Source organism: Gracilibacillus suaedae (genome assembly GCF_017599345.1).
Lineage (GTDB): Bacteria > Bacillota > Bacilli > Bacillales > Amphibacillaceae > Gracilibacillus > Gracilibacillus suaedae.
Genome location: NZ_JAGFVL010000011.1, coordinates 1 through 23,811, shown reverse-complemented (window position 1 = coordinate 23,811; position 23,811 = coordinate 1). Strand labels below are relative to the sequence as shown.

At 37.4% G+C, this 23,811-nt stretch carries 20 protein-coding genes; 15 read left to right on the top strand and 5 right to left on the bottom strand.

Annotated elements, in window-relative coordinates:
• Window positions 1-51 precede the first annotated feature (51 nt).
• From J5J03_RS01385 to J5J03_RS01375, 3 genes are all read left to right on the top strand, one after another.
• Complete coding sequence (locus J5J03_RS01385) at window positions 52-3,012, top strand: phosphatase PAP2 family protein (RefSeq protein WP_231710558.1); 2,961 nt, start codon at window positions 52-54, stop codon at window positions 3,010-3,012.
• A 494-nt stretch (window positions 3,013-3,506) separates the two neighbouring features.
• Window positions 3,507-3,806 (top strand): hypothetical protein, encoded by a 300-nt coding sequence (locus J5J03_RS01380; RefSeq protein ID WP_208585744.1) that lies wholly within the window; start codon window positions 3,507-3,509, stop codon window positions 3,804-3,806.
• A gap of 32 nt (window positions 3,807-3,838) precedes the next feature.
• Window positions 3,839-3,979 (top strand): hypothetical protein, encoded by a 141-nt coding sequence (locus tag J5J03_RS01375; protein ID WP_208585743.1) that lies wholly within the window; start codon window positions 3,839-3,841, stop codon window positions 3,977-3,979.
• Window positions 3,980-4,159: 180 nt separating this feature from the next.
• Here J5J03_RS01375 and J5J03_RS01370 read toward each other — a convergent pair whose 3' ends face one another.
• Window positions 4,160-4,885: a ZIP family metal transporter gene (locus tag J5J03_RS01370; protein WP_208585742.1), complete on the bottom strand. Its 726-nt coding sequence runs from the start codon at window positions 4,883-4,885 to the stop codon at window positions 4,160-4,162.
• A 176-nt stretch (window positions 4,886-5,061) separates the two neighbouring features.
• Between J5J03_RS01370 and J5J03_RS01365 the strand changes: the two genes are divergently transcribed.
• Together J5J03_RS01365 and J5J03_RS01360 are read left to right on the top strand one after the other, a co-directional pair.
• Complete coding sequence (locus tag J5J03_RS01365) at window positions 5,062-5,574, top strand: type 1 glutamine amidotransferase domain-containing protein (protein WP_231710557.1); 513 nt, start codon at window positions 5,062-5,064, stop codon at window positions 5,572-5,574.
• Between the two features lie 307 nt (window positions 5,575-5,881).
• Window positions 5,882-9,127, top strand: a complete 3,246-nt coding sequence (locus tag J5J03_RS01360) for an FIMAH domain-containing protein (protein ID WP_208585741.1) — start codon at window positions 5,882-5,884, stop codon at window positions 9,125-9,127.
• 56 nt (window positions 9,128-9,183) lie between these two features.
• Here the strand turns inward: J5J03_RS01360 and J5J03_RS01355 are convergent, their stop codons facing one another.
• Complete coding sequence (locus tag J5J03_RS01355; RefSeq protein WP_208585740.1) at window positions 9,184-9,531, bottom strand: winged helix-turn-helix transcriptional regulator; 348 nt, start codon at window positions 9,529-9,531, stop codon at window positions 9,184-9,186.
• 130 nt (window positions 9,532-9,661) lie between these two features.
• On the opposite strand from J5J03_RS01355, the gene J5J03_RS01350 reads away from it, so the two are divergent.
• Together J5J03_RS01350 and J5J03_RS01345 are read left to right on the top strand one after the other, a co-directional pair.
• A complete protein-coding gene (locus J5J03_RS01350) occupies window positions 9,662-10,717 on the top strand; it encodes an LLM class flavin-dependent oxidoreductase (RefSeq protein ID WP_208585739.1) in 1,056 nt (351 codons plus the stop codon).
• An 11-nt stretch (window positions 10,718-10,728) separates the two neighbouring features.
• The gene (locus J5J03_RS01345) at window positions 10,729-11,295 is read left to right on the top strand and encodes an NADPH-dependent FMN reductase (protein ID WP_208585738.1); all 567 of its coding nucleotides are present in this window, start codon (window positions 10,729-10,731) and stop codon (window positions 11,293-11,295) included.
• Between the two features lie 524 nt (window positions 11,296-11,819).
• On the opposite strand, the gene J5J03_RS01340 is transcribed toward J5J03_RS01345, so the two are convergent.
• Window positions 11,820-13,040: a hemolysin family protein gene (locus J5J03_RS01340; protein WP_208585737.1), complete on the bottom strand. Its 1,221-nt coding sequence runs from the start codon at window positions 13,038-13,040 to the stop codon at window positions 11,820-11,822.
• A 258-nt stretch (window positions 13,041-13,298) separates the two neighbouring features.
• On the opposite strand from J5J03_RS01340, the gene J5J03_RS01335 reads away from it, so the two are divergent.
• From J5J03_RS01335 to J5J03_RS01310, 6 genes are all read left to right on the top strand, one after another.
• The gene (locus tag J5J03_RS01335) at window positions 13,299-14,600 is read left to right on the top strand and encodes a hemolysin family protein (RefSeq protein WP_208585736.1); all 1,302 of its coding nucleotides are present in this window, start codon (window positions 13,299-13,301) and stop codon (window positions 14,598-14,600) included.
• Between the two features lie 135 nt (window positions 14,601-14,735).
• Window positions 14,736-15,797: a TAXI family TRAP transporter solute-binding subunit gene (locus J5J03_RS01330; RefSeq protein ID WP_208585735.1), complete on the top strand. Its 1,062-nt coding sequence runs from the start codon at window positions 14,736-14,738 to the stop codon at window positions 15,795-15,797.
• A 16-nt stretch (window positions 15,798-15,813) separates the two neighbouring features.
• Window positions 15,814-16,341 (top strand): DUF1850 domain-containing protein, encoded by a 528-nt coding sequence (locus tag J5J03_RS01325; protein ID WP_231710556.1) that lies wholly within the window; start codon window positions 15,814-15,816, stop codon window positions 16,339-16,341.
• The gene (locus J5J03_RS01320; protein ID WP_208585734.1) at window positions 16,334-18,547 is read left to right on the top strand and encodes a TRAP transporter permease; all 2,214 of its coding nucleotides are present in this window, start codon (window positions 16,334-16,336) and stop codon (window positions 18,545-18,547) included. The genes J5J03_RS01325 and J5J03_RS01320 overlap by 8 nt, the downstream gene beginning before the upstream one ends.
• A gap of 267 nt (window positions 18,548-18,814) precedes the next feature.
• Window positions 18,815-19,525 (top strand): N-acetylmuramoyl-L-alanine amidase CwlD, encoded by a 711-nt coding sequence (gene cwlD, locus J5J03_RS01315; protein WP_208585733.1) that lies wholly within the window; start codon window positions 18,815-18,817, stop codon window positions 19,523-19,525.
• Window positions 19,526-19,611: 86 nt separating this feature from the next.
• The gene (locus J5J03_RS01310; RefSeq protein WP_269435772.1) at window positions 19,612-20,658 is read left to right on the top strand and encodes an Mrp/NBP35 family ATP-binding protein; all 1,047 of its coding nucleotides are present in this window, start codon (window positions 19,612-19,614) and stop codon (window positions 20,656-20,658) included.
• 106 nt (window positions 20,659-20,764) lie between these two features.
• On the opposite strand, the gene gerD is transcribed toward J5J03_RS01310, so the two are convergent.
• Window positions 20,765-21,418 carry a spore germination lipoprotein GerD gene (gene gerD, locus J5J03_RS01305; protein ID WP_208585732.1) on the bottom strand — a complete coding sequence of 218 codons (654 nt, stop codon included), beginning with the start codon at window positions 21,416-21,418 and terminating at the stop codon, window positions 20,765-20,767.
• A 140-nt stretch (window positions 21,419-21,558) separates the two neighbouring features.
• Between gerD and J5J03_RS01300 the strand changes: the two genes are divergently transcribed.
• On the top strand, window positions 21,559-22,146 hold the full coding sequence (locus J5J03_RS01300) for a KinB-signaling pathway activation protein (protein ID WP_208585731.1): 588 nt from the start codon (window positions 21,559-21,561) through the stop codon (window positions 22,144-22,146).
• A 21-nt stretch (window positions 22,147-22,167) separates the two neighbouring features.
• Here the strand turns inward: J5J03_RS01300 and pdaB are convergent, their stop codons facing one another.
• On the bottom strand, window positions 22,168-22,938 hold the full coding sequence (gene pdaB / locus J5J03_RS01295; protein WP_208585730.1) for a polysaccharide deacetylase family sporulation protein PdaB: 771 nt from the start codon (window positions 22,936-22,938) through the stop codon (window positions 22,168-22,170).
• A 159-nt stretch (window positions 22,939-23,097) separates the two neighbouring features.
• Between pdaB and J5J03_RS01290 the strand changes: the two genes are divergently transcribed.
• Window positions 23,098-23,319, top strand: coding sequence for a hypothetical protein (locus tag J5J03_RS01290; protein WP_208585729.1), 222 nt, complete (start codon window positions 23,098-23,100; stop codon window positions 23,317-23,319).
• Window positions 23,320-23,811: the final 492 nt, after the last annotated feature.

Here is a 23,811-nt window from a genome sequence, read left to right as displayed (position 1 = left end):
TGGTTAAGTGATTTAAAAATTTGCAGCAGAAAAGGAGAAATGAAAAAAGTTATGAAACTCATGAAAAAAATATCGATAATACTACTACTTGCAGTGCTAACTATGGCATCTTTTGAGCTTCCTGTTCAGGCCGCTAGTCAATATTCTGAAAAGGAGCTTTCAAAACCTTCAAAGCCACAAGGGACTACTGAAGAAATAAATACAGATGCTCCTGAAGTCGAGCAACCTTTACCAGCAGTGGATAATGGCGGAAATGCTAACGATCCTATCTTAAAGAATATAGCTGAAACTAACCCTTTTATCAATATTTTAGATGGTTTTGATCAAGTATGGTCTATGAATCAACCAGATTGGAGAGACGGAACAGCGTTAACTATACCAGGTGCAAATGGAGAGATTGCAAAATATGGTGATGGTCCTACCGTTTATTTTGATGGATATAAAAATGATAAGACAAAGGTAGTAGCAGAAAAGAAGACATATGCTAACGAAGAAATCAGAGCTCCAGAGACTTGGGAAGCTAATATAAAATATGTAGAAGAGGTTACTAAAAATAGAACGAATGAAGAGGCGTTAGCAGCCTATTATGATGATCAAAGAGATAAGGTATATAGTATGATGGATGCTTACGGGCCTTTAGCTAATGCCTACGTAGAGGTCGTTAACCCGATCACAAGTGTTGTCAGATCTGCAGAGGACATGGATAAAGTATTGGAAGAAGCGACTGTTGAAGACCAAGCCCAAGGGATGGGGCAATGGGAGGGATCTGCACTAGAAGATGCGATGGATTTAGTTCATTTAATTAGATTTAGGAATCCTTCTTCGTCTAATCCTTCTAAATACTTTTTTTCTTCTCCAAGACCTTACAGAATGAATGCAAATGGAGAAGTGAAAGAAATTGTTGATGAGAACGGTTTACCTGTTTGGGACACAATCGGCAGTGGTGAAAGTACAGTAGAAGCATTACCTTCAGGCGGTAAGAAAGAGACGGGAGAAAGACATTACCAGCAATATGAAACGAATGTGGAGGTAATTCCTGCATTAGAATATGTAAAAAGAAAAGCGGAAGACGGGAGAGGTAAAGATGGAGCTTTTCCAAGCGGACATACGAGTGCAGCTTATTTATCAACATTCGGATTTGCATACGCAACACCGGAAAGATATGCTGAATTCTTAACAAGAGCAGCTCAAATGGGAGAAAATAGAATAGTGACCGGCATGCACTCTCCGCTTGATGTTATAGGAGCAAGAATACAAGCTACAGCAATGACTGCCTACGCATACAATCTTTCAGAAAACCAAGAGGTATTGGATAAGGCTTATCAAAATGCAGGAGAAGTATTCGGTGAATTAGCTGCATCAAAAGAAATGAGCTTGTACGAATATGCACATACAGTAACAGAGGATTATACGTTTGAAAGTGCGTATGATGAAGAAAAGTGGGAAGATCATGAAGCAAATAAAGCATTCTATCGGGAAAAACTTACATACGGATTACCTCAAACAGGCACAAAAGGTTTAGACCCTGTAGTACCTAAAGGGGCTGAAGTTTTATTGGAAACTCGTCAGCCTTATTTGACCGATAAACAACGTAGGGAAGTATTGTATACCACAGAAATTGAATCAGGTTATCCTGTAATAGACGAATCAAATGGTTGGGGAAGACTTGATTTGGTAACAGCATCTGATGGATATGGTGCGTTTTTAAGCAATGTAACAGTAAATATGGATGCGTCAAAAGGAAGATTTAATGCCCATGATTGGTGGAGAAATGATATAACTGGCAGTGGTATGCTTACCAAGCAAGGAACAGGAACACTTACATTGACCGGAAATAATAGTTATTCAGGAGGAACATTGCTACAAGGAGGAACGTTAGAAGCTACTTCTGAGACTGCTTTTGGAGAAGGCGATCTTTATGTGGAGGATGGTACAGTTTTAGTTAATGTAGATGGACCTTTGAATGTAAGTGGTAACTTAACAATGGAAGCTGGAAACCTTGATATTGCAATGGATAATGACGAAATTCACCTAAATGTAGGTGGACTGTTATACCTTGATGGTGGGGATCTGAATTTGGATCTTTCTAATTATGAAATAGACAAGGCAGCAAATATTACTTTAATGACTGCCGACAAGGTGGAAGGTAAATTCGATAATGTGACTGCAGATGATTACAAGGTAACTCTCACCTATAATAATAATAGTGTCGTTGCACATATCCAAGAAATCGATACTTCTAATCCCGTTTCACCAGACCCTGAAAATCCTGTCAATCCGGAAGATCCTAAAGACCCAGCCGATCCTGAAGATCCTGAGAAACCAGAAAAACCAAAGAAACAAACCCGTATTACCGTAATGCCTGATGTTACGAATGACGAGACAACGATCGAAACAGGTTCGTTCGATCAACTAGCTGATGACGGTGAATTATGGATTGATTTACGTGATCATAATGATACTGTTAACCTAGCATTTACTTCTGACCAAATAAAATGGCTGAAGGAACACCGTATAACGATCAACATTCAGTTAAAAAATGTTAGCTTGCAACTAGCTGCCTCCAATTTCACTAATGCATCCGAGGCTGCAACAGTCCAGTTAGAGCGTTTAGCTGACATTGATCAAGCATTGAGTGTGGTCTATGACTTTGAGATCAAACAAGGCAAAAAACAATTGGATACCTTCGACGAAAAAGTGACACTGACTTTTTCTGTTGATAGCGACAAAGTAAATGATAAAGATCAGGTGCAACTGTTCTATTGGAATCCAGAACTTGAAGAATGGGAAGCAATCGGCGGAGAATGGCAAGATGGAAACGTGACAGCACAAACCGATCACTTCAGCACCTATACCGTTTTTGAACAGGAAGCAATGGAACAACAGCCTGTTACGGACGACGGGCAAAAACTACCGGAAACTGTCACTACGGTCTATCAGTACTTATTAGCAGGATTTTTCCTCTTCTTAAGTGGCATGTTCTTCCTCTTCATGAGAAGAAGAAAAGCTTAAGTTTATGTATATATGAAATATCAGAATATATAAGTCATGATTAGAAATAAAATAACACTTAGTATTATATTCAACTAACATCTATCATTTTGGTTCAAATTGGTTCAAGTAATATCATTTTAAATCCTTTTTCATACATTTTTCCTGAAATGTTGATATAAATGGATTGCAATGGACTCAATATACTTTAAATGGACAAGTATATTTCTCAAAACGTTAAGATTATATGTTTCACGAAATCCCCAACCGCCTATGGTTGGGGATTTTTGCTATATATAGATTTGTTTAAATTTCTGCAAAAAATTATTCGAAATATACAGAAAAATCCTAAAGCAGCCCCTTTCTCATAGCATATCTATTGCAATGAGTAGCTGCTCTTAATGAAATGGATGGTAAAAATGAGAAAACCATAACTCATAACACAGTCTTTTAAAAGGGGAAATGTGTATACGAATCATCAAAGGATAACATATGATGTACAAGGGGGTGTGCTCATGAGCGTAGAATTTATGGGGACTATTATTGCAGCACTATCTCTGATTATTGCCTACATGGGTTATCAAATCAATAAACAAAGACAACAATTGCAATCAGATCAAAGTTTGAAATCAGAAACTGAGAAAGATGCTGAAGTTAGAACATCGCTTCTTTACATTAGCAGAGGAATTGATGACATAAAAGTTGATCTGAAAGCTAATGAAAAAGATGTTGCTGAAATCTCGGAAAGAGTAACCAGGGTAGAAGAATCTACTAAACAAGCACATCAAAGAATTGACAAAATCAGTCCGGATTAGGACTGATTTTTTATATGAAGGAAGTGAAGAGCATGGATCAAAGTACAGCCATAAGAACAATAGCTTTAGCAATTACATGGGTTAAGGTAGTCAATGGATTTCAGCCTTCATTGAAAAAGAAAGAACTGTTTATAAACATGTGGATAATTACACATTATACACCATATATATAAGTAAATGAAACGCTTAATAGACACCATAGTTAATTATATACCAAAACATGCAAGGCCTCTTTCCTGTACCAAAAGCAAAGAGGTCTTGCAGATGGCGTAATTAATTCCCACCCGTCGTATTTAAGTCATGTACCTACCTAGGAGTTACGTTCTTCCATATGTCACAATGAAAATAGTAGTTCAGCGAAACCATTCTGTCAGAAGAATCATGGTAATAAAGCCAATAATAAACGCCCAGGTAGCCGTTCTTTCATTACCATCACCATGGCTTTCCGGAATTAATTCTTTATAGACCACAAAAAGCATAGCACCTGCCGCAAAAGCTAATCCAAAAGGAACAATATTTTCAAACGCTCCTCCAAAGATAAAACCGACTAATCCTGCACACATTTCAATTAGTCCAGTAAGGCTGGATAAAAGAAAGGCTTTGATAGGTCTTATACCTTGGGTTACTAAAAATAAAGCTACTAGAAATCCGTCTGGCACATTTTGCAGTCCGATTGCAAAAGCAACAAGTGAACCTATGCTATTCACATTATTTAGGGTGCTTATCCCAACTGACAATCCTTCAGGTAGATTATGAATAGACATAGCGATAAGAAATAATAAGATAACTGTTGAATTACCAGAGGAATGATTAGAATGATCTAGATCAATGTGCGGCAGTAAGCTCTCTATTAAGGTTAGAACAAAAGTACCCACTAAGATGCCGCTGACCAAAACAACCAAGTTAGACAATTTAAGCGCAGATGGTATTAGACCATAGGCAGATGCAGCAACCATAATACCAGCAGTATAAGCGAGTAGAGTATCTTTACTTTTATGGGATACATTTTTTACCAATAAAATTGGAAGAGCTCCTAGGCTTGTACAAAGTGATGATATGAAAATAGGTAATAACAGCATGAGTAACCTCCTGACAGTATTAATTCATTATATGCTGCTATGGACAAAACTTTCACAAACTTAGTGGTTCAGCACTGTTTTGTATAATATCTGTAATGTTTACCAAAAACTCACACGTGGAATTATTGAAAACAAAGAGAATATTAATTCTATTATTTAAGGAGGAGTAATAAATAATGGCTAAAATAGCAACAGTGATTACAGATATGTTTGAAGATGTCGAGTACACATCACCAGCGAGGGAATTTGAAGGTATAGGTCATAAAGTAGTAACGATAGAAAAAAATGCAGGCAAAACAGTAGAAGGTAAACAAGGTGACGCAACAGTTTCTATTGATTATGGAATCGATGATGTAACGCCAGAGGATTTTGATGCATTGTTTATTCCAGGAGGGTTCTCTCCTGATATGCTGAGAGCGGATGACCGTTTTGTGACATTCGCTAAACATTTCATGGATGAGAAGAAACCGGTCTTCGCTATCTGTCACGGACCACAGCTACTAATAACAGCCAAAAAATTAGAGGGTCGTGATGTCACTGGTTTCAAATCAATACTAGTAGACTTAGAATACGCTGGCGCTAATGTGCATGATGAGAGAGTGGTTGTTTGTGGTGATCAATTGGTTACCAGTCGGCAACCTGATGATATTACTGCATTTGTTGAAGAATCACTTCAACTATTGCCATAAAGATTAATCCCCCGTGAGTCAATGAGGCTTACGGGGGTTTTTACTGTCAATTAGAAAACGAATGATTTCATTTAATCGTCCAATTCCTCCATGAAGAGGACATGAACATTGTCTCTTAACGGTCACTGTTGTTTTTGTATATAAATTGTGAGAATAGTTAGTTGTTAACGCTTACGTGTGCATTTAACCTAAAAGGGAAGCACCTAACTATTCTATAAATAGAGAGGAGGAGTGGATTCCCTATTGAAAAGTTATATAAAAAAAGAAACTGCTACCAATTGTGACACTAAAAAAACGGAGGTATTTTATGAGGAAATTATTTTATAGTATGCTATGTTTTACTGTCTGTTTTTTCATGCTTCCTTTTGTGAATCCAATTGTCAATGCTACTGAAGATGAAGAACTTCTAGCCTTTCCTGGTGCTGAAGGATTTGGGCAGTATTCCAAGGGTGGTCGTGGTGGTGAAGTTTATCATGTAAATAGTTATGAGTTGACAGGTCCTGGAACGTTTCATGATGCACTGACAACTGCTGGTGATATCCCTCGAACCATTGTATTTGATATATCCGGAGAAATTAGGATACCACAAATTATTGTTCGTAATAAATCCAATATCACCATAGCTGGTCAAACTGCTCCAGGAGATGGTGTAACCATAAAAGGAAATAATGTTCGTTTTATTGATAGTAACGATATCGTTATCCGCTTCATGCGATTTCGTTTAGGAAAGAATGATTTCCAAGATGATGCTTTATATTTTGAAGATAGTCAGAATGTGATCATTGATCATTCCTCATTTTCTTGGGGAACTGACGAAAACTTATCTATATTAAGTAAGGATTATGATAATCCAGAATCAAAAAATATAACCGTACAATGGTCTATCATCTCAGAAGGACTTTTAACACATTCAATGGGTGGACTAATTGAGATGAATACTATCACCATGCATCATAACCTTTATGCCCATAATAATGATAGAAATCCTAAAACAAAAGGGCAAATCGATTTTGTAAATAATGTTGTATATAACTGGGGTCAGTATCCTTATGTTGCTGGTGGTGAATCAGGAACGAAAGGCTATGGTAATGTGGTAGGCAATTACTTTATAGCGGGTGTGAATTCAGGAAATCCAGAATATGCCGTAGTACGCGGAAATGAAAATTATAGCTTATTCCTAGAAAACAACCGAATAGATAGTAATAAGAATGGTATTTTAGATGGAGCGGACACGGGAGCAGAAATGATGGAAGTGGAAAGACCAAGTGTTATTGTGGATAAACGTTTTGAATATCCGTTAACTAATATAGAGGAGCCTGAAAAAGCTTATCAACATGTTTTAGATTATGCAGGTTCTTCATTAGTAAGAGATAGTGTGGATCAAAGAGTGATTCACGATGTTAGAAATCAAACGGGCGCTATTATTGGGCATGAAGAAGATGTTGGTGGTTTCCCAGAATTAGAGAAGGGAACTGCTCCAAAGGATACGGACCGGGATGGAATGCCAGATGAATGGGAGCTAGCAAATGGATTTGACCCAAATAACCCAGAGGATAGAAATGGAGACAAAAATGGTAATGGCTATACTAATTTAGAGGAATATTTAAATGAATTAGCTACTTCATCTTTTCCAAATAATTATCCAATGGAACCACCAGCATGGTCAGGTGATCCATTTGTACCGCCAGAAGAAGATACAGAACCCGAACCAGACACAGAACCTGAACCATTACCAGTATTGAATGGAGAAATCACGAAAAACCTCATGATTAATGATAACAGTAGTGGAGGAGGTCAAAATGCAAGGAATTGGTCCATTGAAGAGAACCTCCAAGAGGGGGACCTGGTAGCTGGTGATCGAGATGGTTATCGATTTACCGATATACCAGAAGAGTTACTAGGTGTGGAATGGATTCGCTCAGCAGTGAATTCAAGAAGTGCTACAAGTGAAGATCTCGTTACCTTTTATCTAGCTGCAGATGCAGATGTATATGTTGCTCATGATTCAAGAGTAAGTTCAAAGCCAGAATGGTTATCATCAGAATACGATAACACCGGACAAACGATTGAAGATGATCAACCTGTAACATTTGAGCTCTATAAGAAGCATTACCCGGCTGGATCCTACGTAGTAATGGGGCCAAATAATAACAGTAGTCGCATGAATTATTTTGCATTAATTCAACCGACGAGTCAGGAGGAGCCACCAAATGAAGTACCTAAGGACTTAGAGGGAGAGATTGCAGTAGACGAGGTTTCATTGAATTGGTCGTCGGTTAATGAAGAGGAATTGTATTTAATCTATCGCTCATCGTCCAAAGACCCTTCGTTTAGAGCAATTGCAAGCACGGAAGAAAGTAATTACAAAGATGATACAGTTGAATTAGGTGTGACATATCAATATAAGATTTCTGCAATAAATGCTGGTGGAGAATCTGAACTGTCTAAACCAACAGAAATCTTTTTCTTTGATCCTAATGAACCCACCCCAGATACACCAGCTGAACTAACCGTCACCGAAACCAAGAGTATAACAGTTGAATTAGAATGGAAGGAGGTTGAAGACGCTATTAGTTACGGCGTTTTCAGAACTACTGAACCTGATGGAGAATTTAAAAAAGTAGCAGATACAATAAGTCCTTCTTACACGGATAAGCCTGTCGATTCTTCTACGACATATTACTACAAAGTATCAGCAACAAGTATTGGCGGAGAATCTGACATGTCAAATGCAGTAAGTACAACTACAGAAGAAGCTATTGATCTTCCAGAAGTGCCGCAAGGACTTTCAGCAGGGGAAATAACTAGTTCTACATTTGAAATTAACTGGGACTCTATAGAAGAGGCAGAAAATTATGATATTTACCGCAAAGCGAATGAAGAAAGTACATTTAGCAAAATTGCTAGTACAGATTCATCAGACTATAAAGATGATAGTGTAAGTATAAATCATACCGGATACAGTTACAAAATATTGGCAGTTAATGAAATGGGAGAGTCAGAGTTCTCGGAAGAGCTTCATATTGACATGCCTCGTCCTAATACACCATCTGATTTAATCGTTAGTTTAATAGGAACGGATGTTGTTGGTTTGACTTGGACATCACAAGGTGGAGCAAATCAGTATAATGTTTATCGAAAAGCAGATGGAGAGGTTGAATATCTTGGATATGCCAAGGTAGATACTTACTTTGATCGTACGGCAGAACCAGGTGTACATTATACGTATTACATTAAAGCAGAGAATGCCAGTGGCGAATCAGACGAATCAAATATAGTAGAAGTTACTCCTGGGCACATTACGGTTTTAAAGAATTACATGCAGCAATATGACCAGACTGGTGATATAACTGGACCAATTGTACCTCAACTAACTAACACATTAAAACAAGTGGAACATCATGTAGAAAAAGGTTCAACACAAAAAGCAATAAAATTCCTTTCTAAGTATAGAGAGCAACTTACTAAAGAAAAAAACAAGGAACATATTTCACCGCTAGCAAGTACAGTGTTAAATCACTATGCAGAGTCATATATGGAAGAATTGAAATAAAGGTTTGTGAAGAAGGGCAACAACCTATCCTTAAGGGTTATTGCCCTTCCTCCTAATCATCCATGCTGTTCTTTTAACTTCTCCTGCTTATGCAACGTATGTTTTACACCCCATTCGTGCATGGCCTCCAAAATAGGTTGTAGACTCTTCCCGTATTCCGTCATAGAATATTCAACTTTTGGCGGTACCTCTGGATATACTACACGTTCGACAATATCTTCCGCTTCTAGCTCACGTAACTGTTTGGTCAACATTTTTTGTGTGATTCCGGGCATACTTCTCTTTAGTTCATTAAAACGTTGTGTGCCATGATTCAGCAAATGAAGTAAAATGATAGGCTTCCATTTGCCGACAAGTATACTTAAAGCATCTTCTACCCTACAAGCATTCGGTTCGTACTTCATTATCCATCACCCTATCTGACAGTATATTTTTGGATACTATATATCCTTTAAGTGCGTACTTACATTTTACACTTCTATGCTTCATAATAACATATGATAGCAAACTTTGATGTTAGAAAGGTTGTTGAAAATGGAAAAATATCGTATCGATCCTAGGAAAGGATTAGAATTTGGTTTATATACATTAGGTGATCATTTACCCAATCCGGAGACAGGTGAACGGATTCCGGCAAGTCAGCGTTTAGATGAAATTATTGAATTGGCGAAAATAGCGGAAGATGCTGGTATTGACTTCTTTAGTGTTGGGGAGAGTCATCAAGATTATTTCACGACACAGGCACACGCTGTTGTACTAGCTGCGATAGCACAAGCAACAGAGAAAATAAAAATTGCCAGTTCATCAACCATTATAAGTACACTGGATCCTGTCAGAGTGTATGAAGACTTTGCCACCATTGATTTAATTTCGAAAGGACGTACGGAAATTGTTGCAGGCAGAGCTTCTCGTGTTGGAAACTTTGATCTTTTAGGTTATGATTTGCATGATTACGAAGAATTATATGAAGAAAAGTTTGATCTATTATTAAAAATTAATGAAAACGAATATGTGGATTGGGAAGGTCAGTTCCGTGCACCACTAAAAAATGCTCATGTGCTGCCCCGGCCGCTAAATGGCTCATTACCAATTTGGCGAGCGGTTGGTGGTCATCCTTCTAGTGCTGTTAAGGCTGGATATGCAGGTGTACCGATCTTTGTAGCGATGTTAGGAGGACCGGCTACATTATTCAAGCGGACTATTGACTCTTATCGTGATGCACTAGAGCGAGTTGGACATGATCCGAATGAGTTCCCGGTATCTACAGCAGGGTTCTTCTATTTAGCAGAAACAACACAGCAGGCACAACGAGAAACATATCCTTTTATTAATGCAGGTATGCAAAAGACTAATGGCAGAGGCTTTGCGAAACAGATTTTTGCTCAAGGTGCTAATCCGCACGATGTAATGAACATCGGTAGCCCGCAGGAAGTTATTGAAAAAATATTATATCAACACGAAACATTTGGTCACCAACGATACATTGCGCAAATGGATTTTGGTGGAATTCCGTTTGATAAATTACGAAAAAATATCGAAATAATTGGAAAAGAAGTTTTACCAGCAATTCGAAAATACACAGTGAAATAAGGAGGTTTACCATGAAGGTAGTTGCAATAGCAGGTTCGATAGTCGGTTCTAAAACAAAAACAGCTATTCAATATGCAGTCGAAACAATCACTAATAAATATCCTGATATAGATACGACATTGCTAGATTTAGCTGATTATGACATTCAGTTTAGTGATGGCAGGAATTATCTAGATTATAAGGGCGATACGAAGAAAGTAACCGAAACAATTATGAAGGCCGATGCTTTACTGATTGGGACGCCTATTTTTCAAGCATCGATTCCAGGAACGTTAAAAAATATTTTTGATCTATTACCAACTAGTGCACTCGAGGGTAAAGTGGCAAGCATGATCGTCACAGCAGGTTCACAACGCCATTATCTTATTCCGGAACAACAATTAAAACCAATATTAGGTTATATGAAGGCACAAGTAGTTCAAAGCTATGTCTATATAGAGGATGTGGATTTTTACCGAAAAGAAATTACCAATGATGACGTAATCTTTCGCATTGAACGTCTCGTTGAAGATACTATTACACTAACAAAAACATATCAACAAATCCAGGCAGAAAAAGAAGCAGAGTATGATTTTTAAAACAGGTTGGGACAAAATGATGAAATTTTCCATGAAAGAAACGAATGATTCAAGGTAGAAAGTATAGCATTTTGCTTTTAAAAAAATCACATACTTATTCATAGTAGATACAAACTGCGAACTATTGGAAATTCTATTTAGTTGCAAAGTTAACAGGACGGTCCTTCCGGGGATATATCTTTCCGTTCCATGGATATCTCCTTCTCTTCCCTGGATATATCTATCCGTTCCGGGGATATGACTTTCCCTTCCCTGGATATAATCACTTATCCTCGGAAGAGAAGATTTTTTCCTCGGAACAGGACGTCGCTTCCGGGGATATCTCCTTCCGTGGGATGCGAGACTGCATAGAAAACTCTACGAAAGTTCACTTTTGTGAAAGCACAGCACTCTCAAGAGAAGAAGGTCCACTTTACTTCGCAGTTTATAGATAATTCACCAAGATACTAGGAAAAAGATAAATCCGAACTGCTCCGTTCACGGCGGAATCATCGTTCGGATTTATTTAGGACTAAGATACACTTTTATTTAATAATCCTTACTTGCTTTATCGTTCGGCCGTCTGTATCTAATATTTGGTAGCTTAGATTATTTATTTCGAATGTTTCCCCCTTTTTAGGGAAATAATTCAATTCTTTTAGAATATAACCAGCTAGAACATCCTCTTCCTCAGGAATTTCAGTATGGAAAATGGAATTTAAGCGACGTAAAGAAATTTTTCCGTCACAGACCATTTCCGTATCGGTCAGTGTGTCAACTAACCCTTCATTTTCTAAATCTGTTTCATCTTCAATTTCTAAACCGATCATTGCTTCAATAATATCCTCATGGGTCAGTATCCCCTCTGTTCCACCGTATTCATCCAGAACGATTGCCATGTGCTTTTTTTCCTTCGTCATTTCGCGAAAAACCCATTCGATCGACTGAAATTCATATACAAGTAATGGATTGGTATCGCTATAGGATTCAAGGGATTTGTTAGGTTCTGTTGACCATGATAATAAGTATTTGGAATGAAAAACTCCTATGATCGTATCAATATCTTCTTCATAGATGGGGTACCTTGTAAACGGATTTTGAATTGCAATATCTCTGATTTCTTCAAAGCTTGCTGTACTAGCCAATGCCACAACTTCTACTCGGGGAGTTTTTAATACATCCTTGACAGTTAAATTATAAAAGTCAAGCACCCCTTTGATCCGATATGATTCTTCTTGGTGAAACATTCCTTCTGAGTCAGCTATATCAACCATTGCTCGTAGTTCATCTTTTGAAATCGATGCATCTTGCTGCTGCCCTCTTGACAACACCTTTGCAATAAAGTCTGTTAATTTGTTTAGTAGGATAGTTATAGGTTTTAATATGACAACAACAGTCTTTATAATAGGATAAACTATGTATGCGATCCGATCAGGAAATGTGGCAGCAATGGACTTCGGAATAACTTCCGCAAAAACAATAATAGTAATAGTCAGAATCGCAGAAGCAAGCCCGACATTAAACCCGTATTCAATTGCAATGGTTGTGACTAATGTTGGTAATAATATATTCGCAATGTTATTTCCAATTAGGATCGCAGTAATAAATTCACTTGGTTTGGAAATAAGGTTAAGTAGTTTTTCTGATTTTTTATCTTGATTGCGGGCTTTTGTTTGTAGCTTCATTTTATTTGTAGCAGTTAAAGCAGTCTCACTTCCAGAAAAAAACAGTGAGACAAATAAAAGGGCGGTGATGGCGACAATCATGAAACAAATTCCTCCTTAACATTTGAACAAACACCATTTCATGAAAAAAGTTATATAATTACATTCTACTAGTAAAGCGTTGGGCTGTACAGTTTTAACAAAAAGGATTACAATAAAATATGATGAGAGAACCATTGCAGATGTAATTGATTCAACCTTATAAGTAGTATTTCAAAATGCTTTAGTATTATTTTTTGCCTGATTAGTATATAATAGTGATGTAAACGTTTAAAATAAAAAATAGGAGAGTGAGTTTTTTTGGACGATATACCACTGAGTGCCATTACGCTATTAGTAATCTTGATTATGTTGTCAGCTTTTTTTTCATCGGCGGAAACTGCTTATTCAAGTGTCAATAAAATTAGGTTAAAGCATTTCGCAGAAAAAGGAAGAGCGGGAAGTGAAAGGGCTCTTCACATTGCAGAGCATTTTGATCAAACATTATCTACCATATTAGTTGGAAACAACATCGTAAATATTGCGGCGGCAAGTATTTCTGCTACAATAGCTGCAGAATTGTTTGGAGGAAGTCTTGCGTTAATAGGTAGTACGATAATGATGACGATACTGATTCTTATTTTTGGTGAAATTCTTCCCAAATCATTAGCTAAAGAACATGCAGAATCCTATTCACTGATCATTTCCAATGTTCTATATGTTTTAATCAAAATATTAACTCCTGTTAATTTTCTTTTTCTACAACTAAAGGCATTGGTATCAAAAATCTTTGCTAAAAAGCATCAGCTTCCATCTGTAACAGAAGAGGAAATTAAATATATGTTGGACATTAGTGAAGAAGAGGGAGTAATTGATAAAGAAGAACGTGAACTTTTATATCGTTCTATGGACTTTGATGACACGGTTGCGGAAGAGGTTTTAACTCCACGTATTGATATGGTGGCAATCGAAGTCAACCAGTCTATCGATGAAATTAAACAAGTATTCTTTGAAGAGCGATTTTCAAGGATACCAGTGTATGAAGATACAGTTGACAATATTATTGGTATATTATCAGAAAAAGAATTTCTTACTCATTTAGTAAAATATGAGAAAGTAAATATTCGGGAATTACTAAGAGAACCTTTATTTGTGACGGAATCAATGAAGGTATCAGCATTACTACCACAATTACAAAAAGAAAAGATCCATATAGCTATTGTGTTAGACGAATTTGGCGGCACATCTGGTTTAATTACATTGGAAGATATTTTAGAGGAAATTGTCGGAGAAATATGGGATGAGCAGGATGAAAAGGTTAATGCTATTTCTAAAATTCATGACCACTTATATGTGTTTGATGCACAATTTCAATTAGATGATTTTGCTGAAGTATTTAATATTAAACCACCCGAAAGCTCCTATCATACTATAGGAGGTTGGGTGATCGAAAACATTGAAACGATACCTTCAAAAGGAGATTCTTTTCAATATAACAATTTCTTAATTATAGTTGAAGAAGTGTCAGATCGACGAGTGAAAAAAGTTAAAATAGAGTTGCAAGAAAAAGAATATAACCATAGTACGTTTTTTGAAACAAAATATTTAAGTGAGGCACAATAGTTTACCCCTTTTCCTCCGTTATTGGAGGGAAAGGGTTTTTTTCTTGAGTAAGTTTTTTTACAAAAAAGGGATGATTCAATCATTTCATGCATACATCTTAAAGTAAGAATTTTACTAAAAAGAGGGGGATCTTTTATGGGGAAAAAGTTTTGGTTGGTAGCCATGTTACTTGCTTTAGGGTTGATTCTAGTGGCATGTGGTGATGCTTCGGATGACGCGGTGGATAATGGTGATAGCGATAGTGAAGAATCGCCAGAAAGTTCAGAGGAGCCCCAAGAGGAATCATCAGAGGATACAGAAGAAGAGAATGTAGCAAATACAGATGGATGGGTAGAAGACGTTACGCTCTTAACAGGTGGTGAAGCAGGTGTCTACTTCCCATTAGGCGTAGCAATGGCAGAAATTATTGATGAGCATGTCGATGGTGTTAGTGCAACAGGTATTACCAGTGGTGCTTCAGTTGTTAATGCAAATGAGGTAAGTGGTAGCCAAGCACAGTTGGCATTGATTCAAAATGATATCGCCTACTATGCACAAGAAGGCTCGCATATGTTTGAAGAGGTAGTCGATGGATTTAGTGGGATCTTTACGATTTATCCAGAAACCATTCAGATTGTAACATTGGCTGACAGTGGTATCGAAACAGTTGAAGACTTGGAAGGGAAACGTGTAGCAGTTGGAGATGTGGGGTCTGGTACAGAAGCGAATGCAAGTCAGATATTGGCTGCCCATGATTTAACATTTGAAGATCTAAGTGCTGAATGGATGGGCTTTGGTGATGCTTCTACTAACCTGCAGGACGGTAATATCGATGCTGCATTTGTAACTGCTGGTACACCGACTGGAAGTATTCAAGAACTAGCGGCAAGTGCAGATATTCGTATTGTAAGTATTAATGAAGAGAAAATCGAACAAATAACAGAGGAATACCCATACTATACAAAAGTAGAATTAGATGAGAATACGTATGAAAATTTTGACGCTACCGCAACTACCATTGCGCCACAGGCGATGTTAATTGCTAGTGATGAACTTCCAGATGATCAAGTCTATGAAATGGTAAAAGCTATATTTGAAAATATAGATGCGATGGAAAATGCCCATGAACGTGGAAAAGACTTAACCATTGATTCGGCGTTAGACGGAATGTCCATTGACTTACACCCTGGTGCACAGCGCTATTTTGATGAACAATAATAGTAAGAGAAAGGCATTGCAACGGCGCAATGCCTTTCTTGCAACAAGTTTAGTAGTAATATTGCTGGTGGCAGGTGTATGGTTATTAGTTCCGTCTCACTATCAGTTGGTTATAAGAGATATGAAAACGAAGGAAATTTTATGGACAGACACCATTGAAAAAGGAAATAGATTTGCTCATCGATATATTCACTCGGTCGAAAAGTCCCCCGTAAAAGAAGTATTCCAATTTTCTGATACGGGAGAAATAATGACATTGGAAAGTTGGACAAAATCCTTTGGAGCAGGATTACCATATCAAAGGGAAGGTGAGGTTGCAATGGAGGATGGTTACTATGTGTTAAAAAATATTAATCGTCCGATCCATGATGATGTGTTAAGAATGAAGCCATCTAACTTGTATCCGCATACATTTTCCTTTCAGAATCAAACCATCTATCTTTCGAAACAGCCTTTTGTTGGCCGTGTGATTGAAATAGATGTAATACGTTCTTCATTGTGGAAGAGTTTGAATTTGAATAAAGAGAGGGATAGAGATGGATGATCGTCAAAAGAAGATGTTACAAGAATTAGAGGGAAGTGATCGAGAGCTTCGTAAGCTTTGGGGTATTGTTGTGTTAGCCATTAGTGTTTTTTTATCTGCTTTCCACTTATATGTTGCAGGATTTGGATTACCTGGTATAGGCTCCAAGACATTTTTAATAGTGCATTTAACCATTGGGCTAATACTTGTTTTTTGTATTTTTCCAATCAAAAAAGGTCTGCGCCAAACCTCAATACCTTGGTATGATGTTGTACTAGCCATTATCTCTTTAGCGGTTGGTACATATATTATTCAAAAACAAACAGCAACTTCCATTATGTCAGGCCAGCCTACAGACCTCGATTTATTTATTGGTTTAGCTTTAATTATTTTAGTGCTTGAAGCGACACGCCGCGTAGTAGGAAAACCGCTCGTTATCATCGCTCTTGTTTTTATAGCTTATTTCTTTTTAGGTGAATATATGCCAGGTCAGTTTCACCATACACGAGGTGACTTCGAACGATTTGTTTATGAAATTTCGTATCGTAACAATGGCATATTTGGAACACCGATTTATGCCTCTGCCCAGTTTGTGTTTATATTTATCCTATTTGGTTCGATTCTCGAGTCTACAGGTGCGGGAAAGATGTTTATTGACTTGGCCTTGCGTATGTTTGGTCGCTATAAAGGTGGGCCGGCAAAGGCTAGTGTTGTAGCGAGTGGACTAATGGGCAGTATTTCCGGAAGTTCTACAGCAAATGCCGTTACTACTGGTACTTTCACGATCCCATTAATGAAGAGAGTCGGCTTCAAACCGCATGTAGCTGGTGGAGTAGAAGTGGCGGCATCCTCAAGTGGCCAATTCTTACCCCCTATTATGGGTGCAGCTGCATTTATTATGGTTGAGTTTACGGGAATTCCGTATTATCAGATTATTCAAAGTGCGATTATTCCAGCTTTACTAGCCTATATTGGTATATTATTTATGGTGCATTTTGAGGCATCCAAACACGGTATTACCGGGATTGATAAAAGTGAATTGGCATCAGGCAGGAAATTGTTAATGCAACAAGGCTATTTATTAATCCCATTAATTGCTTTACTCTATTATTTGGTATATGTTCGGGTTTCAGTTAATAATTCGGCCTTTTTCTCAATTATTGTGTTATTGGTTCTATCGTTATTTGTACAACGGTTTAAAGATAATCTTGGTCGTACTTCTATCATTGCATTGGCGGTAATAGCGATAACTGTATTATTACAATTTTTGATTGGTCCCATTAATCAAGGGTTACACGCTTTAAATGATATCTTTCATATCAATTTCTTCAGTACTGAGATGATCAGATGGAAGTCAGAGATCTTAATCTTACTACTCATTAGTCTAGGGATAGCGTTTATCTTTGCTTTGTCACAGAAAAAAATGAAGATAGATTCACCACCAGTACATTTTGGCTGGAAGCAAACACTGGCTGGCTTTGAAACTGCTGCACGAAATGCGCTATCCATTATTGTAGCATGTGCGACTGCAGGTATTCTGATTGGTGTAATCACAACTTCAGGTTTATCTACTAAATTTACCAGAATTGTGATTGGCTTTAGTGAAACATTAACGAATGCGATGCCAAACTTTTTAGTAACAGATAATACTCAGTTATACTTTGCATTAATATTAACGGTGTTTGCTTGTTTATTATTAGGTTTAGGTCTACCGACTACGGCAACCTATGTTGTCCTGGCAGCAATTGTCGCTCCCGTCTTAACAGATATGGGTGTTCATGTGTTGATCGCTCACCTGTTTGTACTATATTACGGGGTGTTAGCGGATGATACACCACCGATTAATTTACCTGCTTACGCAACAGCAGGTATAGCTAAGGCAGGGCCAGTTTCGACTGGTGTTCAAGGGTTTAAATATGATTCAGCAGCATTGTTATTACCGTTTGTTTTTACATTGAACCCAACTATTCTTTTGCTCACGGATGTAACGTGGTATCAAATCATCTGGGCAATTATTACAGCAATAATTGGAATGATTGCTTTTGCTTCGTTCATTCAAAACTGGTTAATCAGACCATATCATTGGTATGAAAGGTTATTAGCGCTGATTACAGCATTATTGTTTATCCAAAACAACTTACTGACAGATATTATTGCCATAGTGACACTTGCTATTATCTTCATCCTGCAGTTGTTTCTTTCCAAGAAGCAGAAGAATAAAGAGTAAACGGTATAATGATAAAAACCCTCTCTCCATTTTATGGAAGGGGTTTTTTTGATGGATTGACTACGTTCGAAGCAGTAAAAGAGGCTGGATATATAAGAAAGGAAGATACATGCAGAATGATGTAACATCGTTATGAGTATCGAAAAGCAGGACATAATGATACATGATCATCAAAATGAATTATCTTTATAAAATATATTTAAGCTGGCATAACTTTCCCGCTTGTCCCATATAGTGGTTACAGGAGAATTATAGGGGGAAAAGCGGATGCCGAAGATATTTAAAGTTGTCCTGTGGTTAGTTGGATTATTTTTATTAATTATTTTGATGCAATACCCGATGCAACGATCGTTGGATTCGTGGCAAACATGGTCATTACCTCTAGCTGGTAAAACGATTGTCCTTGATCCAGGTCATGGTGGCGTCGACGGAGGTGCCGAAGCATCAGATGATACAATGGAAAAGGATATTGCACTCGACGTATCCAAGATGCTTAGGGATTATTTGCAGCAGGCAGGAGCAATTGTTTATCTTACGAGAGAAGGCGACTATGATTTGGCCCAAGATGGAACCACTGGTTTATCTCGGAGAAAGTCAGAAGATATTCAAAACCGGGTAGCATTTATCAAAGAGAAGGAAGCGGATCTTTTTCTTAGTATTCATTTAAATGCTTTACCTGAAAAGCAATGGAAAGGTGCTCAGACTTTTTATCACCCTGGAAGAGAACAAAATGAATTGTTAGCAAAAGCAATTCAGTCTGAAATTCGTCGTAATTTAGAGAATACCAACCGAGAAGCCTTGGCCATGAGTCAGGTGTTTATTTTAAAATACGCAGAAACGCCGGGAGCATTAGTAGAAATTGGTTTTTTATCGAATGAAGAAGAGAAAGAGTTGCTGAAATCTGCTAATTATCAGAAAAAAATGGCGGCAAGCATATATGAAGGCATTTCACAGTATGTCATCGAACAAACCCGATAGCCGTTGATGCATCTCACTTAGTTAATGGTCAATTTGTGTTATACTAGCAAATAGGACTAAATAGTTTTAAATTGAGGTGACCTATTTTGCTAACAGAACAAAGTGTAATTGATCTTTTGCATAAAATGAAAGACCCCTTCTTACATAAGACGTTTAAAGAAACCGATGGTATTGAAGAGGTCTCTATTAAGGAAGAAAAAAATCATGTGAGTGTCAAACTTGCGATTGCAAAGACGAATACTGCAGAGCAAATGCAATTACAACAAGAATTAGTTGGTGCATTAAAACAATTAGGAGCGGCTACAGTTGGGCTGCGCTTTAGTCAATTGCCTGAAGAAGTAATCGCTAAATTCCAGCCAACTAAAGAAGAAGACCCTTCTTTACTTAGCAAAGATTCCAACACAAATTTCTTGGCAATTGCCAGTGGTAAAGGTGGCGTTGGAAAGTCAACCGTTACAGTAAATACGGCTGTTGCTTTGGCGAGGTTAGGGAAAAAAGTAGGAATTATAGATGCTGATATTTATGGCTTTAGTGTACCAGATATGATGGGCGTGGAAGAAAGACCGAAGTTAAACGGCAATAAGATCGTCCCGGTGGAGCGTTTCGGTGTCAAAATTATGTCCATGGGCTTCTTTGTAGAAGATAATTCTCCAGTTATTTGGCGTGGACCAAGACTAGGCAAAATGTTGACAAGCTTCTTTAAGGAAGTGGAGTGGGGAGAACTCGACTATCTCTTATTAGACTTACCCCCTGGAACAGGCGATGTTGCATTAGATGTACACAATATGATTCCGTCATCAAAAGAATTAATTGTTACTACACCACACCCTACTGCGGCATTTGTAGCAGCACGTGCCGGTCAAATGGCGATAAACACCGATCATGAAATTTTGGGTGTAGTCGAAAATATGGCATACTTTGAGAGTTACGTAACCGGTGAAAAAGAATATGTTTTTGGTAAAGGCGGAGGCGATAAGCTAGCAGAAGTATTAGATACACAAGTAATCGGTCGACTTCCTCTGCAGCAGCCATTTGAAGAAGAAGGTGTATTTGCGCCATCCGTATATCAAGAAGACCATCCTAATGGTAAAGAATATCTGGAAGTTGCGAAACAAATCATGAACCAATTTTAAAGATAAACTAAGGCTTTCGCTGGGCTAGTTGCGAAAGCCGTATAATGATGAAGTGGAGCCAATGGTCGAAAGGCTCCACTTCTTTTTAGTTACTTGGTTGTTGCTCTTATTCTTGCCCTTTTTGCTCTTCCTCTTGCTGCTGTTCTTCACCGCCGGAACCACCCGAAGCTCCACCTGATCCTCCGCCTTCACCTCCACCTTGTTCTGAAGGTTTCATTTCTTTAGCAGCTTTTAAAAGTAAATCGGTTATTTTTGCTTGGAACATTGGAGAATCAAAGGTTTCTTCCATTATCTTTTCTAAATGACTACGAAATTCTTGACTAGTTAGGGCTGTCATTAATTGTTGTTCCATTTCTGGATTTTTGAGTACTTCCATTAATTTTTTCTGATATTCTGAGTCACTCATTAATTTTTTGGTGACATCCTCTTGTTTATCCTGTAAAGCTTTAGCAAATGATTCTACAAATTTCGGGTCTTGGAACATTTTTTCCCAAAATTCTTTACCTTTATCAGAAGAGAGTGTTTCTGTTATTGCATCTTTTACGACTTTTGAATCGACCACATAAGTTTGCTGCATGTCATCGCTAGACAATACTTCTGTAATCGCCTTTTTTCCTTCATCTGTTTTAAGAATGTCTGCGACCATTTTTTTCGTTCCTTCATAGCCGTCACTCTCTTGATTACCTGCATTGTTTCCACCGCCACCACATCCTGAAAGCAGCAGTAGAGTAATACCTAACATATATAAAAATCGGTTCATATTTACCGCTACCTTTCTTATAAAAAAATAACCTGTATTTATAATATGGAGTCATTTATAATTAATATGTATGACAAGCGAAAAAAAATGATGTTCGTGGTAAAATACGTAACAAGATAAGAATGTAGGGGGATTTTATTTTGAAAAGTCGTAATGTTGTGCGGTTGTTTTTTTCTACTTTGCTTTTAGGTGGGGTTTCTACCTTGATTGCGAGCTTTTTCGTGAAAGCGGGAGTTTATGCAGAAAACCTTAATCCAATTGATTGGTTCGAAATATTAGGCTTGCTTATTTTCTTCACTGGGTTGGGCTTTGTTTTTAGTTTGATCAGTCAAATGGGCTTTTTCGCTTATTTAACTGTTAATCAATTTGCTTTAGGGGTTTTCCGCCGTTATTGGCCAACCGTTCAGGTAGTATTAATCGCCTTTGCCCTGTTTGATCTAGTTTATTTCCGCTATAGAAGTGTGGAAGATGGCACGATCACACCGTTTTTGTTAACTGCGATTGCATTATTTATTTATAGCTGGTTTATTGCAGGGATTAAGGCAAAAGAAACCAACAAAAGAGCATTTATTCCAGCTCTTTTCTTTATGGTTGTCATTACATCGATTGAATGGGTACCGGGATTACGTACAGAAAACGGGGACTATGCTTGGCTAATGATTGTACCATTGATATTATGTAATACATATCAGATGTTAATACTACATCGCTTAACCGAAAAGAAATAGACCTGCCCTTTAAGGAGCGGTCTATTTCTTTTCAGATTGAAGTTCTTCTTGGTTTGTTTCTGCTTGTGTAATCAATTCAGAAATAGTCAAAAACTCTTTGTCACTTTTGACCTCTGGGATGACAGCCTCAAGTGCCTGTTCTGTTTGTTTCACACTATCTGAAGCATGAAGTAAAATGATCGACCCATTGCGAACATTTTTCAAAATATGATTGGTAATCTTTTCAGTTCCAGGGTTCTGCCAATCATTTGGATTAATACTCCAATGGATCACTTTAAGACCTTGACTCTCAGCTAAGCTAATCACTTCTTCATTTAAATGGCCATTAGGTGCTCTTAACAAATAAATATCTTCATAACCTAATTTAGAGAAGATATCTTTTGCTTTGTTCAAATCGCTGCGTACTTCATCTATCTCTTGCTCGACGTATGATTGGTATTGGTAACCAAGCATTCCAATCTCATGTTTGTCCTCGGCAATTTGTTCTAAAATATCAGGATGGCGTTCAGCCCATTCACCACTCACAAAGAAAGTGGCTTGAACATCTTCTTTCTTTAACCTTTCTAAGATAGGGGTAACTTGTTCTTCACCATGACTGATGTTAAAAGTTAAAGCGACGGATGGGTGGTCCTTGTTCCCAGCATTCAATGCGCGTGGGTTATCCTGATTAGAAAAAACCGTAGAGGTGTAATTAAATTCTAAAAATAAAAACAGGGCAACAAAAAAAGCGACTGGAATAATGAGGAATGCTTTTTTTTGTTTCTTCATATCTACAATATATAAACGCCTCACCGAAAATCCCCTCCATTTAGTTGGGCTTGTCTCCATTATATGTAGAGTATTTCTTTAATATGATGTCTAATTATGTTTAATTTTGAAAGAAAACAGGAATATAGATATTAAATAGTGGGGAGATTATCATTATTAAAATAGATTTTAGGGGTGGACAAGATGTTAGGCTTATTAATTAATGATAAGGAGCAAAGTGAATTGCAGTATATGATAAAAAGAGAGTTAGAAGAATTACTGCTGGACTTAGAAGATCATCGAATAGATAAAATGGTGAAACAAGCAATGTGTGAAAGATATAAGGTTATATTTCAATTGTATACTCGGGTAGCTAGTGAAGAAGAGATAAAGAAATATATACCTAAGAAAGTGCAAATTGAATAAGGAAAGTAGATGCTATATCTTCTTTGTATTAAGAGATATAGTATTTTTATTAACAAACAACGACTGTAAGACCCCGCTTCAAGTGAGATAAGGAAGCGAATTGGAGGATAACAGACACTAACATCCTGATATGTTTCGATAATGATCAGTGGGGTTCACCCCCTAGTGATCATAGCCTCACTTTATGTATAGAAAAAAAGTCAAAAAATCTCTTGTCTGCTATATAAGTTTATGGTATATTATCTTTTGTCGTCGTTAGAAAACGAAGTGATGAACAGCTAAGAAAAAAATCAAAAAAGGCATTGACTTCTTTTTTGATACATGATATATTATATTTCGTCGCAAAAAACGACACAACATTGATCTTTGAAAACTGAACAAAACAACCAGTATGATTTAAACATGAAACAAGCTAGCTTATAGAAGCGAGCGCAAGTCAACTTTTATTGAGAGTTTGATCTTGGCTCAGGACGAACGCTGGCGGCGTGCCTA

Bases quoted from the DNA above. Each gene is read 5' to 3' on its own strand.
- J5J03_RS01385 (WP_231710558.1), top strand. From the start codon at position 52: ATGAAACTCATGAAAAAAATATCGATAATACTACTACTTGCAGTGCTA.
- J5J03_RS01380 (WP_208585744.1), top strand. From the start codon at position 3,507: ATGAGCGTAGAATTTATGGGGACTATTATTGCAGCACTATCTCTGATT.
- J5J03_RS01375 (WP_208585743.1), top strand. From the start codon at position 3,839: ATGGATCAAAGTACAGCCATAAGAACAATAGCTTTAGCAATTACATGG.
- J5J03_RS01370 (WP_208585742.1), bottom strand. From the start codon at position 4,885: ATGCTGTTATTACCTATTTTCATATCATCACTTTGTACAAGCCTAGGA.
- J5J03_RS01365 (WP_231710557.1), top strand. From the start codon at position 5,062: ATGGCTAAAATAGCAACAGTGATTACAGATATGTTTGAAGATGTCGAG.
- J5J03_RS01360 (WP_208585741.1), top strand. From the start codon at position 5,882: ATGAGGAAATTATTTTATAGTATGCTATGTTTTACTGTCTGTTTTTTC.
- J5J03_RS01355 (WP_208585740.1), bottom strand. From the start codon at position 9,531: ATGAAGTACGAACCGAATGCTTGTAGGGTAGAAGATGCTTTAAGTATA.
- J5J03_RS01350 (WP_208585739.1), top strand. From the start codon at position 9,662: ATGGAAAAATATCGTATCGATCCTAGGAAAGGATTAGAATTTGGTTTA.
- J5J03_RS01345 (WP_208585738.1), top strand. From the start codon at position 10,729: ATGAAGGTAGTTGCAATAGCAGGTTCGATAGTCGGTTCTAAAACAAAA.
- J5J03_RS01340 (WP_208585737.1), bottom strand. From the start codon at position 13,040: ATGATTGTCGCCATCACCGCCCTTTTATTTGTCTCACTGTTTTTTTCT.
- J5J03_RS01330 (WP_208585735.1), top strand. From the start codon at position 14,736: ATGGGGAAAAAGTTTTGGTTGGTAGCCATGTTACTTGCTTTAGGGTTG.
- J5J03_RS01320 (WP_208585734.1), top strand. From the start codon at position 16,334: ATGGATGATCGTCAAAAGAAGATGTTACAAGAATTAGAGGGAAGTGAT.
- cwlD (WP_208585733.1), top strand. From the start codon at position 18,815: ATGCCGAAGATATTTAAAGTTGTCCTGTGGTTAGTTGGATTATTTTTA.
- gerD (WP_208585732.1), bottom strand. From the start codon at position 21,418: ATGAACCGATTTTTATATATGTTAGGTATTACTCTACTGCTGCTTTCA.
- J5J03_RS01290 (WP_208585729.1), top strand. From the start codon at position 23,098: ATGTTAGGCTTATTAATTAATGATAAGGAGCAAAGTGAATTGCAGTAT.